This is a genomic window from Algoriella xinjiangensis, assembly GCF_900115015.1.
In the GTDB taxonomy this organism is placed as follows: Bacteria; Bacteroidota; Bacteroidia; order Flavobacteriales; family Weeksellaceae; genus Empedobacter; species Empedobacter xinjiangensis.
On record NZ_FOUZ01000005.1, the window covers coordinates 146,819 to 164,217 of the forward strand.

Here is a 17,399-nt window from a genome sequence, read left to right on the forward strand (position 1 = left end):
TAAGAAAGTAAAAAGCTGTTTGGGTTTACCAAACAGCTTTTTTTATATGATTAATTCTGAAGTATTACCAAAAATAATCTCCCACCATTTGCATAAAAAATGTTTGAAATAATGCGATATAAGCAATGTTTAATAAAGTTTGAACAGTTGCTATTCTAATTAATAATAGTAAGAAAAATGGATAAATGTATAAACATGCTCTTGCGGTTTCTCCTGTTCCATAAGCACCAGTTAAAAACATTAATAATAATGAGCCAAAAGCAATTATAGGAAGATAGAAGCTAATATCTTGTTTTTGTAAATTTAAATTTTTTGGTATAAATAAGTATGCGAAAAAGCCAAAAGAAAGAAATAATAATATTTCGCTTATATTTTCTATTCGTGTAAAAATATAAACTAAAGGTTGTTCAAATCCACGAAAACCATTGGGGTTTTCTAATTTAGATGCATTAAGAAATGCTTCTATATGATTGTAATCTAGCAGAATATTTGAAATAAATAAAATAATTAAAAATAATATTCCAACAATAATAAAATTGTATAAAGGATAATAATTTTTATGTTTAATAAGCTCAAAAATTGATAAAATTGCTGCAATACAAGCCAAAAAAGTACCACTAAATGTGATTGAATTTGCTAATGTAAATCCAATAACGGTTACTAATATTCCAAACCAATTAATTTTTGTTGATTTAGAAATTAATAATGTTCCATATAAAAAGATTAAACTAAAAAATAAAAAAACTGCATCAATAGAGACAATACTATAAATATTTACAGCGGGTATTAATGCAAAAATGATAATTAAGAGATTTTTTCTAGATTTTTCTAAATTAAAATAAGTTAGAATTTTATATAAAGGAATAAAAGACATTAAACCTAAAACAGATAATCCTATTGATAAACCTAAAACAGATTTATTGAAGAAGGTATACAAAATGTACTGAATCCAAACTGCAAAAGGAGGATGTGTTTTTGCATGCATAGTTAATGTGTCTTGAATTGTATTGTAATGTGCAATAAAATCATATCCATTTTTGATTTGTATAACATCATGAAAATACTGAAAATCAGTATCAATAAAAGACCTTAAAAATGTGTAATGTAGTGAGCCTTGTGATAAATTACCCAATAAAATAATAATTATATAAGAACTAAATAAAGACCAATAATTTAGTTTTTTATAATTATTTAGTAATAAAATTCCAGTAAATAAAAAGATAAAGGAAAATAAAATTCCTTGTAACGTAAATTTAGAGAAATAGACGACACTTATAGGAAATGTAATTCTAGAACCAGTAAAAAAATGATGGTTGCTTAAATAATAATTTAATAGAATCATGAAAATCCATCCGATAATTAGTAGAATAATAATCTTGAATGGAGTTGTTTTAATTACGTTTTTTAATTGGTTTAGCATTTGTTAAGTTTGGTTACAAGAATATTTAACAAATATTATTAAATTTGTTCAAACCAAAACTATGAAAAAGAAAATATTAATACGAATTGGCTCGCTACGTCATGGCGGCGCCGAAAAAGTATTAGTGACTTTTTTAAAGAATTTATCGCCAGAAAAATATGAGATTGATTTATTATTAAATCTTTATTCGGGTAAGTATTTAAAAGAAGTTCCGTCTTGGATAAATATTTATTATTTAAACAAAGGCGAAATGATCACAACAAATCGTATTCAGGATATTCCCGAAAAAGCATTTCGTGTCATTTATCAATCTATACTAAAAAAGTTTCCAAAACTACTGTATCGTTTTATTTTGCCAAATAAAACGTATGATATAGAGTTTGCTGCGATACATGGTATTGCAGATGAAATTCTGAATTCGCCTATAAAATCTTCAAAGAAAATAGTTTGGATTCACAACGATTTATCAAATATTCCTGAATATACAGAAATGCGTTTGAAAACATTTTTTGGATTTGATAAAATATTGGTAATTTCCTCAAAAATCAATCAATTATTTCTTGATATAGCTTCTACAGAAGAACAAAAAGAGAAAATTGTACGCATTTATAATCCAATTGATGTTAACGAGATTTTAGAATTATCAAAACAACCTTGCGAACTGAAAAAGAATTCAGATGTAAAAACATTTGTTTCAATCGGAACTGTTTTTCCTCAAAAAGGATTTGATCGTTTATTGCGAGTTCACCGCAGATTATTGGACGAAGGTTATCAACACAATGTTTGGATTGTAGGCGATGGGTATGATTTTCCTAATATTAAGAAATTATTTCAAGTACTAAAAGTCGAAGAAACGGCTAAGTTAATAGGGTTTAAAGAAAATCCATATCCTTATTTTACGCAAGCCGATTATTATATTTTATCCTCGCGCTACGAAGGTTATCCAACAGTTTTATTTGAAGCAATGGTTTTAGCAAAGCCAATTATAGCAACGGACGTTTCTGGTGTTAGAGAGATGTTGAATGATGGAGAATTGGGTTATATCATTACGAATGATGAAGATGACATTTATAATGGAATGAAATATTTTCTTGAAAATCCAGAAGAAGCCGAAAAATATACTAAAATTATTCAATCAAAAAGCTTACCTTTTGAATTAAGTAACGCTGTAGAATCAATCGAAAAACATTTTTAAACATTCTATGAAAACAATAATACAACAAGACTTTTATAGAAATTTTGGATATTGGTCTAATTCTCCTTTTTTAAAAGGATGTATGAGTCCAGGTTTTCGATATATTTTTTTTCTTAGAAAAGCACAACAATATTCATCAAAACATCCTCTCGGAATTGTTTATCGTTTATTGTTAAGAAGATATTCAATTAAATACGGTTATCAAATTTCTGCCAAAACAGAAATTGGTCCAGGTCTTAATTTAGGACATTGGGGTACTGTGGTTGTAAATCCCAAAGCAAAAATTGGTAAAAATTGTAATTTGGCACATGGCGTTACGTTAGGTCAAACAAATCGTGGAAAAACAAAAGGATTTCCTACGTTAAAAGACGATGTTTGGGTGGGTACAAATGCTGTAATTGTTGGTGGAATTACGATTGGTAATAATGTGTTAATTGCGCCAAATAGTTATGTTACGCAAGATATTCCAGATAATTCTATCGTTATGGGAAATCCAATTACAATTATTTCAAATGAAAAAGCGACCGAAGGATATATTAATAATAGAATCGATTAATTGAAAACAATTTTATTCATTTTACCCGACCTTAATCAAGGTGGAGCAGAGCGCGTAATTACAATTTTATGTAACGAATTGGATCGAACTAAGTTTTGTCCAAAATTAGTTTTGTTTAAAAAAGAGGGCTATTATTTGAATCATTTAAAAGATGATGTCGAAATAATTGAGTTAAATACTACGCGTATTCGTTATTCTATTTTTAAAATTGTTCCATTAATTAGAAAATTAAAACCAGCAATTGTTTTTACAGGTTGGGGCGAAATTTCTGCTTTTTTATCACCAATTATAGGTTTATTTCCGAAAACAAAATTTATTACACGTGAAACTAATGTTGTTTCTGAACATGTAAAACGCAAAGAAATATTGTTTTTTTATAGATTTTACACCAACTTTCATCAAATTATTGCACAAAGTGATGATATGAAAAATGATTTGGTTCAGAATTTTAAAATTAATCCATCAAAAATTGAAAAAATAAATAATCCAGTTGATTTCGAGTTAATTAATCGATTAAAAGAAGAAAATCTAAAACAAGATTATAACACGAACTATAAAAAAATTGTTGCAATTGGTAATTTGTCACCAAGAAAAGGTTTTGATTTATTGCTAAAAGTTTTTACTCATTTGAAAGGCGAACCAATTCAATTAACAATTTTAGGAGATGGAGCTTTTCGTGATGAACTTGCTAACCAAAAAGAAAAATTAGGTTTAACAAATGTCTCGTTTTTAGGTAAAGTAAATAATCCTTTTCCGTTTGTAAAACAGGCAGATTTGTTTATTCTTTCTTCTCGTTATGAGGGGTTTCCGAATGTTTTATTAGAAGCTGGTGCTTGCGGAACATATAGTTTAGCAAATAATTGTCCAGGCGGAATTAATGAAATTATTCAAGAAAATATCAATGGAGAAATTTATGATATTACTAATGATATAGGTTTTGCTGAGAAAATTAAATCTATTTTAAAAGAAAAACATCACGAAGAAAAAATTATAGAAAGTATACAATCACGTTTCAGTAAAAACGTTATTATAAAACAATACGAATCAATATTCGAAAAACTGTGAATTATCAACCAAAAATATCTGTAATTGTACCTGTTTACAATACCGAAAAATATCTATCTAAGTGTTTAGATTCTATCTTGAATCAAACATTGAAAGAGATTGAGATAATTGTTGTAAATGATGGTTCGAAAGATAATTCGCAAGAAATAATTGAGGAATATAAAGAAAAAGATTCCAGAATTATTTCCAAAATTAAATCTAATGGAGGTTTGAGCGATGCGCGAAATTGTGGTATAGAAAAGGTAAATGGAGAATATTTAGCTTTTATAGATTCGGACGATTATATTGATCCTGTTATGTTGCAAACCATGCTTGATTTGGCAGAAAAGCATGAGTCAGAAATTGTAATGTGCGATTTGGTAAAGGTTGATGAAAATGGAAATGAATTTAGAGATTTGCCGCAATCGCCACAATTACCAGAGAAAATTATTTTGAAAGATGATTTTACAATTTTTGGAGAAATGAGTTGCTTTGCGTGTAATAAAATTTTCAAAAAAAGTTTGTTTGAAAAGCATCAATTTAAAAAAGGAATTCATTTTGAAGACATCGAATTGATACCGAAATTAGTGCTAGATTCTACTATAATTTCTAAAATTAATCAACCGTTTTACAAATATTTTGAGCGTCAAGATTCTATAACAAAAACACATACAGCAAAAGGTTTGGATATGTTTTTTGCGATAAATGAGGTTTCAGACTATTTTTATAAGAGTAATTACAATACATTTGCAACAGAATTAAAACGTTTCCAAATTATACAAGGTTATTATTCATACTTAGCCTATGTTGCTTTTGTAAAAGATAAGAATCTTAAACGTGAAATGTTAGATGCTTTGGATCTATTTTTAAGAAATAATCATTTAACTAAAAAAGCGATAAAGAATTACCAACGTTTTGATGAAAAGTATATAAATTCATTACCAATCAAAAAAAGAATTTTTTACCAACTATCATTCATTAACCTAAAACTATTAAATAAATTCTAATCAGAAGTGAGTTTAATCTATCTTTTCATATTTGCCTTTCTTGGAGTTGCTTCTTTTATTGAATATTCAAAAAAAGAAGTTAGTAAGCAATGGTATATTGTAATTGTTGTTATAATGGCTTTAACAGCTGGTTTGGGATATGCTTTAAGTCCAGATTGGGCTGCTTACTTTGATACATTTAATCTTTTAGGGACAATAAATTGGTCTGACCTTGATCGTTTTGCTTATATGGCTGGAATGGAGAAAGGTTATTTATCTCTGAATAAAATTTTAGTTGATTATGGTTTTGATTTTGGGATGGTTACACTTGTTGTAGCATCTATTTCTCTTGCCTTAAAAACATCTACTTTTTATAAATATGGAGGTCTACCATTTTTAGTTTTATTTATATATGCAATGCCTAATTTTATGTTCGAAGAACATGTCCATATTAGACAAGGGATTGCAAGTGGATTTGCTTTATATTCAGTCAGATATATTATTGATCGTAAATTAATTAAGTTTTTGATTTGCTTATTTATTGGTTATCAGTTACATGAATCAATAATTGTATTTGTTTTAGCATACTGGATTGCTCCCATGAAATTTGATGAAAAATTTATTGGTTGGTTAGTAGTATTTTCAATTGTAGGTTTTTATACAGGATTGAACTCTGTTATAGAGGTGCTTATGGATTATATGCCAATTGGTCAAGATAAGTTTGAGAGTTATCAGAGTCAATTATATGATAATTCTGGTATTGCAATTGGAGATTTCATTAAAATTATCTCCATTTTATCCATTATAGTTTATAATAAATATGCTGTACATGATAAATTATATTGCTATTTTAGAAATCTTTTTGTTTTTGGAGTATTGTTGTATTTCTTTTTAGGAAAAGGAATTTTTGGAGTAAGATTACCTGGTTTTTACTTAGTTTTCTTAGGCTTAACGGTAGGACGATTAATATACGTTTTTAATGGAGATGCTTTTAAACGCAATTTTGTGTATATGAGTTTTGTTTCTTATACGGTTTTTCTTATTTTTTGGTTTCAAGTGAAACAAGGACATAAATCTAATTTTGCAAATTATAGCACTATTTTTAATAAAGAAGCTATTTACGGATTATGGAGATGGAATTAGTTTCGATTATAACACCTTGCTATAATTCAGAAAATTATATAGCGGAAACTTATCAATCAATCAAAGCTCAAAGTTATCCAAATTGGGAATGGATAATTGTAGATGACTGTTCTAGTGATAAATCTGCAGATATTATTAGGTCATTTCAAGATAATCGTATAAAATTATTTGTTGAACCAATAAATAAAGGAGCTGCCAATGCACGTAATAAAGCATTATCACTAAGTAAAGGAAAGTATATTACATTTATAGATAGTGATGATTTATGGTTGCCAAGCTTTTTAGAAACAACAATAAAATATTTAAAAGATAATAACGAAGAACTAGTTTATACAAGTTATAAAAGAGTAAATGAAGTATTAGAACCTCTTTTATCAGATTTTATAGCAATTGATAACATAAACCGTAACCGAATATTGTATAACTGCCCAATACCAATGTTGACATCAGTTTATGATTCGACAAGAATAGGTAAAGTATCTTTTCCTGATGCCGAGTTAAGAGAAGATCATGCGATGTGGATAGATTTATTAGCCAAAGTAAAATATGCAAGGGCAATAAAGGAATCTTTAGCAATCTATAGAATAAGAGAAGAATCGGTATCACGAAATAAATTGAATATTGCAATAAAACAATATGAAGTGTATAGAAAGTATTTGAAAATGAATTTATTTACGTCATCATATTATACTTTTTTTTGGGCATTAAATGGATTAAAAAAATATGGAAAACTTTAAAATATTAGATTATCTCTATAGTTTAGATATCTCTCCAATATATCTAAATACTTTTGGAGCATATTTTGTTGGATTAATACTAACCTTAATCTCTATACCTAAAATAATTAGAATATCTTATAAAAAACAATTGATGGATGTTCCTGGAGAAAGGAGTTCGCATGTTAGTAAAGTACCTACTCTAGGAGGTGTAGCTTTGTTTTTTGGGATAGTAGTTTCAACATCCATCTTTGCAACAGATTTAGGTGTTAATTATTCTTTTTTCTTATCAGCAATTACCATTCTTTTTTTTATAGGGTTAATGGATGATTTATTAGTTGTAGCACCAGACAAAAAATTATACGGTCAAATAATAAGCACAACACTCATCATATTTGGTTCAGGAATTATGATTAACTCTTTCTCAGGACTTTTTGGTATATATCAAATTCCATATTGGTTAGGTGTAGTTTTAACATTGTTTGTATTTATAGTTTTAATAAATGCTTATAATTTGATAGATGGAATAGATGGTTTAGCATCTGGCGTAGGTATTGTAATCAGTCTTTGTTTTGTTTTTATTTTTTATAGAATATTTGATTATAGCATAGGTATTTTAGCTGTTAGTACAATTGCCGTGTTATTAGGTTTTGTTCGATATAATCTTTCTAATAAATTTAAAATATTCATGGGAGATACAGGATCCATGGTAATTGGGTTTATTCTAACTTTTATGGCTGTACGTTTTTTATATGTAAGTGAGAATTCTAATTTAGGCTTAAAAACAGGACCAGTTTTATTACTTTTTATTTTTGTGATTCCAATTTTAGACACAATCACCGTTTTTACAATTCGTATTCTAAAAGGTAAACACCCACTAAAACCAGATAAAAATCATTTACATCATCAAGTTCTAAAACTTGGATTTAATCATATTCAAACCTCAATATTTTTAATATTGATTAATATAATCTTTGTTATAGTCGCCTATTATTTTAGAAATATAGAAATTAATAAACTATTTTTGATATTTGTCATTTTATCATTTAGTTTTGTATTTTCGCTTAGATATATTGTCAATAAGAAACTTAAAAATAAAATACTATTATAAAAAAATATGCTTTACTTAAAATCAACTTTAACCAAAACTTTATTTCTTTTAATAATCTTGAATTTATTTTCATGTATTTCCCTAAAAGATGTACAACTTATTCAGCCTGATCAAAATCTAAAATTAGATAGTAAAGGAAAAATTGCATTTACAAAGCCAGAATACCGTATTCAAAAAGACGACCAGATTCTGATTAATGTATCTTCTGTTGCAGGAGGATCTATGGGAATTTTAAGCGATTTTATTTCTGGAGGTAATAATACGCAAGGAGGAAATGGCGTATATGTACGCGAAGACGGAAATATAGAATTACCACGTATCGGAAAAATAAAACTGGAAGGTCTTACATTAGAAGAAGCAAGAAAGACAGTTCAAGCCGAATTTTATAAAATATATGACGAAAAAGGAACATATATAGACGTAAATATTGCAGGAATAGAATATACAATTGTAGGTGAAGCAAATCAAGGTGTATTTCGCGCACAAAAGAAAAATATCACTTTATTAGATGCCTTTGCACAATCAGGGTCAAATAATAATATTTACGCAGATTTAAAAAATGTAAGAATTATTAGAACTGATGTGGACGGAACAAGACAAGTTTATGTAGATTTAACAAAAGAATCAATCATGAATTCTGAGTATTATTGGATACAAAACAATGATATTATAGTTGTTAATCCTCGTAAAGAGAAGGTTTGGGGTGTTGGTTTAAATCCTTTAACAGTAGTAACAACTGTTATGGGAGCAATTGCTACAATTTTAGGTGTATACTTATTCTTTGATAATATTTAATAATGACGAACAATAATATAGAACAAAAAAATAAGAAGCGTCAATCGGATTTTATTGATATAGAAAGGCTGATACCTCGTATTTTGAATGCGTGGCCATTATACATAATATCTATGTTAATTGCATTATCTGTTGCTTTTTATTTAAATAATTGGAAATTAAACAAAATATATTCGGCAAACACAACATTCAAAATAAAAGAAAATAGTGGGTCTAATAACAATTTAGCTTCTAATTCGATTAATTTTATTTGGGGAGGAAATGCAAATAAAATAGACGGTTTATCATATACTTTAACTTCGCGTATACACAACGAGAAAGTTGTTAAAAAAGTAGAGTCTTATATTTATTATTTTGAAGAAGGAAAGATAAAAAAATCGAATATTTATAAACTTGATGCACCTTTTCAGGTTCATATAGACACCCTTCATACACAAATTGCAAACGTAGAAGTTTCAGTAGAAGCGAAAGATAATAATTCATTTTATTTAAAAGTTGAAAATAATTCAGGAAATTTATACAATTTTTCTAAAGATAGTCTGATAAAACCTGCTCAATTAAACTTACCTAAAGTTGGTTATTATAATCAATGGATTATTGGTAAAGATTTTAAATTGATGTTGAAAAAATCTAATAATCAATCTTCTGGAAGTAAATACTCATTCAAATTAGTTACTATAAAAGATGCTACACAAAGAGCTATTCAAAATTTTTCAGTAGCTAATCCATCAAAAATAGCAAGTATTATATCTGTTTCTAAAAATGCAGAAAGTTTAAATGAAGCAGTTGATTTATTAAATAACTCAATTAGTGTATTAATAGAAAACGAACTTGCAGAACGTAATTTATCAGCCTATCAAACAAGAAAATACCTAAAAGATAGAATAACAACTATTAAAGTTAAACTAGATAGTGCAACAGATAATTTACAAGAACTTCAGAAAAAATCTGGTATATATAATTTTGATACCAAAAAAGGTGAATTAATTGGTAAGTTAACATCATTAGATAAGGAGCGAATAGAAATTGAAGAAAGAATAGCCGCTTTACATCGTTTAATGCCAAAAAAATCGAGTAGTGTAGATAATCTTATTGCGCTGAATATTGCAGGATTAGAAGTTTCTTATTATATGTCGAATGTAGATAAGTTAGATAATCTAGAGATTCGTAAACAAGAAATGTTGAAGGTTTACAAGTCAAATACAGACGAAATTAGAGAAATTGATAGACAAATAGGAAAAACACGAAACGATATATCAAATGTTGTAAACGCACATTTACAAAAATTAAGTACAGATTTATCACAAGTCAATGCAAAATTAGCAGAATCTGAATTTGAAGCAAAAGATTTACCTTTTCAAGAGATAGAATTTGTTGAGGCAAATAGAGGATTTGAACTTAACAGTACATTGTATTCTAATTTAATCAATCAGTTAAATACAACCGATTTATCATTAGCTTCTATTGTATCTGATATCTCAATTATTGATCCTGCTAAAAATCAAGGACAAGGTTTTATTTATCCAAATCCACAAAGAAATTACTTAATTGCTTTAGCAATTGGTTTATTGATTCCTTTGGTTTATGTGGTAATTAAAGAATTATTAGACTTTAAAGTTCGTGTACTAAAAGATATTACATCGCGTACAGGTATTCCAATTATTGGTTTAGTTGGTCCTTTGGGAGATAATTCGCCGTTGGTGATTATTAATAATCCAAAATCTGGAATTTCAGAATCGTTTAGATCGATACGTTCTAATTTAAAATTTATTTACAAGGATCCGGCGCTCAATCAGTTTAATAAAACAATCTTAGTAACTTCATTTATTGGTGGAGAAGGTAAAACATTCAATGCCATGAACATTGCGAGTTCATTGGGATCAATGGATAAAAAGACTGTTTTGATTGGTTTAGATTTAAGAAAGCCAAAGATTTTTGATGATTTTAATATCAATAATAAAATTGGTGTTACAGATTTTGTTGCAGGCGATTTAGAATTAGATCGTATCGTACAACATACTATTTTACCTAATTTAGATATTATTACAGCTGGTCCAATTCCTCCAATTCCTCCAAATCCATCAGAATTAATTCTGAGTAAACGTATGGAGCAAATGTTTGCTGAATTAAAAGATAAATATGAATATATTATTATCGATTCGCCACCAATTGGTCTTGTTACAGATTCGTATGATTTGATGCGTTATGCAGATTGTACACTATATGTAACACGTTATAACTATTCGGAGAAAAACTTTATCACAGCTATTTCTAATAAATACGATGAAGGCGAAGTGTCTAACGTAGGTATTGTATTCAATGATTTCCAAATCAAAACTGGTTACGGTTATGGCTACGGATATGGTTACGGATATGGTTACGGCTACGGATATGGTTATGGCTACGGTTATTTTGCTGGAGACGAAAATTTTGATAATTCGTTTATTGGTAAAATGAAACGTTTGGCACAAAGAATTAAAAGTAAATTCTTTTAATTAAAATGTTAATAAAGAATCTTTTTGATTATATACTTGCATTAATCCTACTAATTTTTTTAGTGGGATTAATCATTTTATTAATTATCATAAGTTCTATTAATACCAACCAATTCGGACTTTTTACACAAAATAGAGTAGGGAAAAACGGACGAATTTTTAAGATTTATAAAATCCGATCTATGAAAGGTTTTTCTACTTCTAGCGTCACAACCAAAGAACACAATATTACTGAATTCGGACAATTTTTAAGAGATTATAAATTAGATGAATTACCCCAACTTTTTAATATTCTAAAAGGAGAAATGAGCTTTGTAGGTCCACGACCTGATGTTGTTGGTTATGCTGATAAATTAGTAGACGAAGACCGAATAATATTAAATGTAAAACCTGGAATTACTGGTCCAGCTCAGTTAAAATACAGAAATGAAGACGAAATTTTAGCACAAGTTGAAAATCCAATCAAATACAATGACGAAGTTTTATGGACAGATAAAGTAAAAATCAATGTTGATTATGTAAAGAATTGGAGTTTTATAAAAGATTTAAATTATATTATTAAAACAGTTTATACAAAATAAAAAATCGGTCATCTATTTTTAGATGACCGATTTTCTTATTGTATAATTTATTCTTTTAAACTTGAATAACTCCTAAGTTAAATTGTTTTTCGATTGGAGCATGATTGGCAGCTTCAATTCCCATAGAAATCCATTTACGCGTATCCAATGGATCAATTATACCATCTGTCCACAATCTTGCAGCAGCATAATAAGGACTTGTTTGATCGTTGTATTGCGCTGTAATTTCACTCAATAACTCTTGTTTCTTTACTTCATCAACTTCTATTCCTTGACTTTTTAAAGAAGCTTCTTTTATTTGGAAAAGAACTTTCGCCGCTTGCTCTCCACCCATAACAGCTAACTGAGCCGAAGGCCATGCAGCAATTAAACGAGGATCATACGCTTTTCCACACATTGCATAATTTCCAGCTCCGTAAGAATTCCCAACAATAATTGTGAATTTTGGAACAACAGAATTAGAAACAGCATTTACCATTTTTGCACCATCTTTGATGATTCCTCCATGTTCAGATTTTGATCCAACCATAAATCCTGTAACATCTTGTAAAAATACTAATGGAATTTTCTTTTGATTACAATTAGCAATAAATCGAGTCGCTTTATCAGCCGAATCCGAGTATATAACACCGCCAAATTGCATTCCGTCTTTTTTAGATTTCACAATTTTACGTTGATTAGCTACGATTCCAACCGCCCAACCGTCAATACGTGCATAGGTACAAATAATTGACTTTCCGTAATCAGGTTTATATTCGTCTAATTCAGAGTTATCAACAATTCTGTTAATAATCTCGTACATATCATATTGTTCTGCTCTAGATTCTGGTAAAATACCATAAATTTCTTTTTCGTCTAATGCAGGTTGTGCAGATTGAATTCGGTTATATCCCGCTTTTTCAAAATCACCAATTTTACCAACAATAGATTTTATTCTATCCAAAGCATCTTTATCATCTTTTGCTTTATAATCAGTAACACCAGAAACTTCGCAATGCGTTGTTGCTCCACCCAAAGTTTCATTGTCAATATCTTCTCCAATAGCGGCTTTTACCAAATAACTACCAGCTAAAAAGATAGAGCCAGTTTTATCAACAATCATTGCTTCGTCGCTCATAATTGGTAAATAAGCACCACCAGCAACACAACTTCCCATAACTGCAGAAATTTGTGTAATTCCCATTGAAGACATTATTGCGTTGTTACGAAAAATTCGTCCAAACATCTCTTTATCCGGAAAAATTTCATCTTGCATTGGTAAATAAACACCTGCACTATCAACTAAATAAATGATAGGTAATTTGTTTTCCATTGCAATTTCTTGTGCACGTAAATTCTTTTTTCCAGTAATAGGAAACCAAGCACCAGCTTTTACAGTTGCATCATTTGCAACAACAATACATTGTTTTCCAGAAATATATCCGATTTTAACGACAACACCACCTGATGGACATCCACCGTGTTCTTTGTACATTCCGTCGCCCGTTAAAGCACCAATTTCTATTGCAGGTTTTTTATCATCTAAAAGGTAATCAATTCTCTCACGAGCGGTCAATTTACCTTTGCTATGCTGAGCATCAATACGTTTTTTACCTCCACCCAAATAAACTTCATTCAATTTATTACGTAGTTTAGATAGCAAAAGTTTGTTATGATCCTCTCTTTTGTTAAAAGTTAAATCCATTGTGGTTTTCTGTTTGTTTACAGCCCTAAACTAATGAATTTTATCCAATTGTTAAAAAGAAATTTACTCGTTGATTTCGATTGATAAAAAGTTTTTACAATGCGCGAAAAGTTGTGGAAAGAAAATTAAAAAATCATTTTCGAGATTTGCGTAATTTTTTTCGAATTCGGGAATGATTTGATGTAAATTATTCGAATATTTTGCTCGACTACCGATTCCTTTTAACGTTTTTTGAACGCCATATATCGTCGAATAATTTTGAAACCAATCATATTTTAAAAGATAAAAAATAGTTTCTTGAAGTTTTTCGGGAAGATTAGATTTTTCATCTTCAAAAAGTTGATAACACTCTAATTTAAATTCTTGAAACGTTGTTTTAGAAAAATCATTCCAATGTTTAATCAAAAAATAATCATAAATAACATCAATAATAATTGGTGCAAATTTATGTTGAGTCGCATGAAAATAGCTCGAACTTTGTTTTACAATTTCGTGAGAATCGGTATAAGTATCAATTTCTCTGTGCAGTAAAATTCCTGTTTGTATATCTTCTGGATATTTTAAATATTGATTTCCTTTGACAGTTTCTCCAAGTAAATTACCAATTTGTAAAGCTTTATTTTCGAAAGATAAATATTGATGTGCGACTAAATTCATATTGATTTGTTGACAATTAAAGATACATTATTTTTAGTTGTCTTGGAATAAATTGAAATGAACTTAATATTAAGAATCTTATTACGTTTATTTTAGATTTAATTGCGCTATTTTTTCTTGTAAAATAGGGTAGTTGTCTAACATAGATTCTTTTAAAGATTTATTCAATAAAAGTGCATTTGTTAGTGCTTCGTCACCTAATTTATTTTGATCTGTCAAATAGTAAACATTACTTAATTGATAGAAAAATTCGGCACGATTAAAATGTCTTAACGCCGCAATAATAATAGGAATTGCTTGTTCGTACTCGCCAATTGCAATTAAAGTTTCGGCATAAGCATACCAAGAATTAAAAACCAACGGTTTCATTTCGACAATAATAGCCAAATTTCTGATAGCTTCTTCAAACTTCAATTGTTTCAGATAATAGTATGTTGCAGAACTGTAATATTCTACATTTTTATTATCCAATTCTATCGCGCGATTGATGTAATATTCTGCTTCTTCAAAATTTCCTAATTTGTCATAAAGTGCAGCAGCTTTTGCCCAAACTTTATCCAATTGTGGATCTTCTTTTATTGCAATATGATATGATTTTAATGCTTTTTGAGGTTTTTCTAAACGTTCAAAATTTTCACCAATTTTAAGATGTGTTACAGCAGGCGAATCATCAAAACTTAAGGTTTCTTCGTATGTGTTTATGGCATCACTAAATTGCCCTAAACCTTCTAATGCACTTGCTTTGTTTGTATGACCACTTATGCTATTAGGGTTAATTGCGATAACATATTCAAATGCATTTATTGCATCATCATATTTCTTTTGGTGCAAATAAAGTAAACCTAATTGCAACCACGAAACCTCTGAATAAGGATTATCTTCGATATATTCTTTTAAAAATTCAATACAATCCATATCATCATGAATATCTTCATAACATTGAATGATTGAATAAAAAGAATAATCATTTTCGGGATTAAATTTTAAAGCACGTTTAAAAGCTTCTAATGCTGATCGTATTTCTTCTAAATTTAAATATTCGTTACCAATGCAATTACAGATAAAGTCTGTTTCTTCGTCATCAACTTTTAAAGCATCTTCGTAAAAACGAATTGCTTTTCGGGGCATATTTTTCATTCCCCAATAACGTGCTTGGACTAATAAATAATCAAGTTCTTGCGCTGCAATTTCTTTAATTTCTTGTAATAATTTTCCGCCGCGTTTTAATTCGCCGATAGAAAGTAGATATTCAATGCGCTTAATCTTGATTTCTAAATTATCAGGATGCATTTTTTCTGCAAAATCTAGCGCACGCTTCGCATATTCACTATCATTTACCTCGATGTAAAACTCAATAATTTCGCACAAATCCTCTGAATCGTAATAGGTATATTCACGATTATCAAGCATTTGCTCAAATTTCTCAATTAATTCGTTGTTAAAAAAATCCTCGTCCATAGTAACAAGACTAAATTACAAAATAAAATGTGCAAAAAGCCTAACAAAATGTTAGAGTTTTGCACATTTATTAAACAATTAAAAAATAGTATTTTAGATAATATTTTTGATGCTTTCTATCATTTTATCAGCCAATTTGTTTGCATTTTCTTCAGAAGTACTTTCTGTGTAAATACGAATAATTGGTTCTGTATTTGATTTGCGTAAATGAACCCATTCTGTCGGAAAATCAATTTTTACACCATCAACAGTATTGATTTGTTCGTCTTTGTAAACTTCCTGAATTTTAACTAATAATTCGTCTACATTAATTTCTGGCGTCAATTCAATTTTCTTTTTTGCCATAAAATAAGCAGGATAAGAAGCTCTTAACTCTGAAACTGAAATGTTTAATTCTGCTAAATGTGTTAAAAATAATGCGATACCAACTAAAGAATCGCGACCATAATGTAATTCTGGATAAATGATTCCTCCGTTTCCTTCGCCACCAATTTTTGCTCCAATATTTTTCATTTCTGTGACAACGTTTACTTCACCAACCGCAGATGGCGAATATTTTTGTCCGTATTTTTCTGTCACATCGCGTAAAGCTCTTGATGAAGATAAATTAGAAACTGTAGCTGATGGAGTTTTAGATAAAACATAATCTGCAACTGCAACTAATGTATATTCTTCTCCAAACATTTCACCTTTTTCATCAATTATTGCTAAACGATCTACATCTGGATCAACAACAATTCCGAAATCTGCTTTTTCTGCAATTACTTTAGCGCAAATATCACCTAAATGTTCTTTTAAAGGCTCTGGATTATGGGGAAATTGACCATTTGGCTCACAATACATATCATAATGTACAACGTTTAAACGCTCTAATAATTTAGGAATTGCAATACCACCTGTCGAATTTACCGCATCGATAGCGACTTTGAAATTCTTTTTCTGAATTGCTTCAACATTAACCAAAGGCAAAGCCAAAATTTTGTCAATGTGAAGATCAATCGCGTAATCAAAAGTTTCGTAAGAGCCTAAATCATCAACTTCTGCAAAATTATAATCATCTTGATCTACATATGCTAAAATTTGCGCACCATCATTTGCCGAAACAAATTCTCCTTTTGCATTTAATAATTTTAAAGCATTCCACTCTTTTGGATTATGAGAAGCTGTTAAAATTATTCCGCCATCTGCGCGTAAATCCGTCACCATAACTTCTACAGTAGGCGTAGTTGATAGGCCAAGATCTATAATATTAATTCCTAAACCTTGTAATGTAGAACATACCAATTGCGAAACCATTTGGCCCGAAATACGAGCGTCACGACCAACAATTACCTTATATTCTGTTTTATCTGATTGATTTTTTAACCAAGTTCCGTAAGCTGCAGCAAATTTAACTGCATCAATAGGTGTTAAATTATCTCCTGGTTTTCCTCCGATTGTTCCGCGGAAACCTGAAATTGATTTTATTAGAGACATATTGTTCTTTTAATTTTTTATAGTGATACAAAGCTACAAAATACAAAAAATTATTCTTATCTTTTTGGTACGATTTTAGTTA

Annotated in this window: 15 protein-coding genes; 10 read left to right on the forward strand and 5 right to left on the reverse strand. The window is 29.1% G+C overall.

The window, feature by feature from the left end; genetic code table 11:
- Window positions 1-64: 64 nt before the first annotated feature.
- Window positions 65-1,420 (reverse strand): hypothetical protein, encoded by a 1,356-nt coding sequence (locus BM072_RS06045; RefSeq protein WP_245752063.1) that lies wholly within the window; start codon window positions 1,418-1,420, stop codon window positions 65-67.
- A 61-nt stretch (window positions 1,421-1,481) separates the two neighbouring features.
- On the opposite strand from BM072_RS06045, the gene BM072_RS06050 reads away from it, so the two are divergent.
- Genes BM072_RS06050 through BM072_RS06095 form a run of 10 tightly spaced genes read left to right on the forward strand, consistent with a single transcriptional unit; the run spans window position 1,482 to window position 12,042 of the window.
- On the forward strand, window positions 1,482-2,615 hold the full coding sequence (locus tag BM072_RS06050) for a glycosyltransferase (protein WP_092907557.1): 1,134 nt from the start codon (window positions 1,482-1,484) through the stop codon (window positions 2,613-2,615).
- A gap of 7 nt (window positions 2,616-2,622) precedes the next feature.
- On the forward strand, window positions 2,623-3,171 hold the full coding sequence (locus BM072_RS06055; RefSeq protein WP_092907559.1) for a serine O-acetyltransferase: 549 nt from the start codon (window positions 2,623-2,625) through the stop codon (window positions 3,169-3,171).
- Window positions 3,172-4,236: a glycosyltransferase gene (locus tag BM072_RS06060; RefSeq protein ID WP_125113388.1), complete on the forward strand. Its 1,065-nt coding sequence runs from the start codon at window positions 3,172-3,174 to the stop codon at window positions 4,234-4,236.
- A complete protein-coding gene (locus BM072_RS06065) occupies window positions 4,233-5,222 on the forward strand; it encodes a glycosyltransferase family 2 protein (RefSeq protein WP_092907561.1) in 990 nt (329 codons plus the stop codon). The genes BM072_RS06060 and BM072_RS06065 overlap by 4 nt, the downstream gene beginning before the upstream one ends.
- A 6-nt stretch (window positions 5,223-5,228) precedes the next feature.
- Window positions 5,229-6,344: an EpsG family protein gene (locus tag BM072_RS06070; RefSeq protein WP_092907563.1), complete on the forward strand. Its 1,116-nt coding sequence runs from the start codon at window positions 5,229-5,231 to the stop codon at window positions 6,342-6,344.
- Complete coding sequence (locus BM072_RS06075; protein ID WP_092907565.1) at window positions 6,329-7,081, forward strand: glycosyltransferase family 2 protein; 753 nt, start codon at window positions 6,329-6,331, stop codon at window positions 7,079-7,081. Before BM072_RS06070 ends, BM072_RS06075 begins: the two co-directional genes overlap by 16 nt.
- The gene (locus tag BM072_RS06080) at window positions 7,068-8,171 is read left to right on the forward strand and encodes a glycosyltransferase family 4 protein (RefSeq protein WP_092907567.1); all 1,104 of its coding nucleotides are present in this window, start codon (window positions 7,068-7,070) and stop codon (window positions 8,169-8,171) included. Before BM072_RS06075 ends, BM072_RS06080 begins: the two co-directional genes overlap by 14 nt.
- Window positions 8,172-8,177: 6 nt before the next feature.
- On the forward strand, window positions 8,178-8,966 hold the full coding sequence (locus BM072_RS06085) for a polysaccharide biosynthesis/export family protein (RefSeq protein ID WP_092907569.1): 789 nt from the start codon (window positions 8,178-8,180) through the stop codon (window positions 8,964-8,966).
- Between the two features lie 2 nt (window positions 8,967-8,968).
- A complete protein-coding gene (locus tag BM072_RS06090) occupies window positions 8,969-11,461 on the forward strand; it encodes an exopolysaccharide transport family protein (protein WP_092907571.1) in 2,493 nt (830 codons plus the stop codon).
- Between the two features lie 5 nt (window positions 11,462-11,466).
- The gene (locus BM072_RS06095; protein ID WP_092907573.1) at window positions 11,467-12,042 is read left to right on the forward strand and encodes a sugar transferase; all 576 of its coding nucleotides are present in this window, start codon (window positions 11,467-11,469) and stop codon (window positions 12,040-12,042) included.
- 55 nt (window positions 12,043-12,097) lie between these two features.
- On the opposite strand, the gene BM072_RS06100 is transcribed toward BM072_RS06095, so the two are convergent.
- The 4 genes from BM072_RS06100 to glmM all read right to left on the reverse strand — a co-directional run bounded on the left by BM072_RS06100 (window position 12,098) and on the right by glmM (window position 17,317).
- Window positions 12,098-13,726, reverse strand: coding sequence for an acyl-CoA carboxylase subunit beta (locus BM072_RS06100; RefSeq protein ID WP_092907575.1), 1,629 nt, complete (start codon window positions 13,724-13,726; stop codon window positions 12,098-12,100).
- 63 nt (window positions 13,727-13,789) lie between these two features.
- Window positions 13,790-14,383: an acyl carrier protein phosphodiesterase gene (locus BM072_RS06105; RefSeq protein WP_092907577.1), complete on the reverse strand. Its 594-nt coding sequence runs from the start codon at window positions 14,381-14,383 to the stop codon at window positions 13,790-13,792.
- Window positions 14,384-14,470: 87 nt separating this feature from the next.
- Window positions 14,471-15,841, reverse strand: coding sequence for a tetratricopeptide repeat protein (locus BM072_RS06110; protein WP_092907579.1), 1,371 nt, complete (start codon window positions 15,839-15,841; stop codon window positions 14,471-14,473).
- A gap of 93 nt (window positions 15,842-15,934) precedes the next feature.
- Window positions 15,935-17,317 (reverse strand): phosphoglucosamine mutase, encoded by a 1,383-nt coding sequence (gene glmM, locus BM072_RS06115; protein ID WP_092907581.1) that lies wholly within the window; start codon window positions 17,315-17,317, stop codon window positions 15,935-15,937.
- Window positions 17,318-17,399 lie beyond the last annotated feature (82 nt).

Bases quoted from the DNA above. Each gene is read 5' to 3' on its own strand.
- BM072_RS06080 (WP_092907567.1), top strand. From the start codon at position 7,068: ATGGAAAACTTTAAAATATTAGATTATCTCTATAGTTTAGATATCTCT.
- BM072_RS06045 (WP_245752063.1), bottom strand. From the start codon at position 1,420: ATGCTAAACCAATTAAAAAACGTAATTAAAACAACTCCATTCAAGATT.
- BM072_RS06090 (WP_092907571.1), top strand. From the start codon at position 8,969: ATGACGAACAATAATATAGAACAAAAAAATAAGAAGCGTCAATCGGAT.
- BM072_RS06100 (WP_092907575.1), bottom strand. From the start codon at position 13,726: ATGGATTTAACTTTTAACAAAAGAGAGGATCATAACAAACTTTTGCTA.
- BM072_RS06095 (WP_092907573.1), top strand. From the start codon at position 11,467: ATGTTAATAAAGAATCTTTTTGATTATATACTTGCATTAATCCTACTA.
- glmM (WP_092907581.1), bottom strand. From the start codon at position 17,317: ATGTCTCTAATAAAATCAATTTCAGGTTTCCGCGGAACAATCGGAGGA.
- BM072_RS06055 (WP_092907559.1), top strand. From the start codon at position 2,623: ATGAAAACAATAATACAACAAGACTTTTATAGAAATTTTGGATATTGG.
- BM072_RS06050 (WP_092907557.1), top strand. From the start codon at position 1,482: ATGAAAAAGAAAATATTAATACGAATTGGCTCGCTACGTCATGGCGGC.
- BM072_RS06105 (WP_092907577.1), bottom strand. From the start codon at position 14,383: ATGAATTTAGTCGCACATCAATATTTATCTTTCGAAAATAAAGCTTTA.
- BM072_RS06085 (WP_092907569.1), top strand. From the start codon at position 8,178: ATGCTTTACTTAAAATCAACTTTAACCAAAACTTTATTTCTTTTAATA.
- BM072_RS06110 (WP_092907579.1), bottom strand. From the start codon at position 15,841: ATGGACGAGGATTTTTTTAACAACGAATTAATTGAGAAATTTGAGCAA.
- BM072_RS06075 (WP_092907565.1), top strand. From the start codon at position 6,329: ATGGAGATGGAATTAGTTTCGATTATAACACCTTGCTATAATTCAGAA.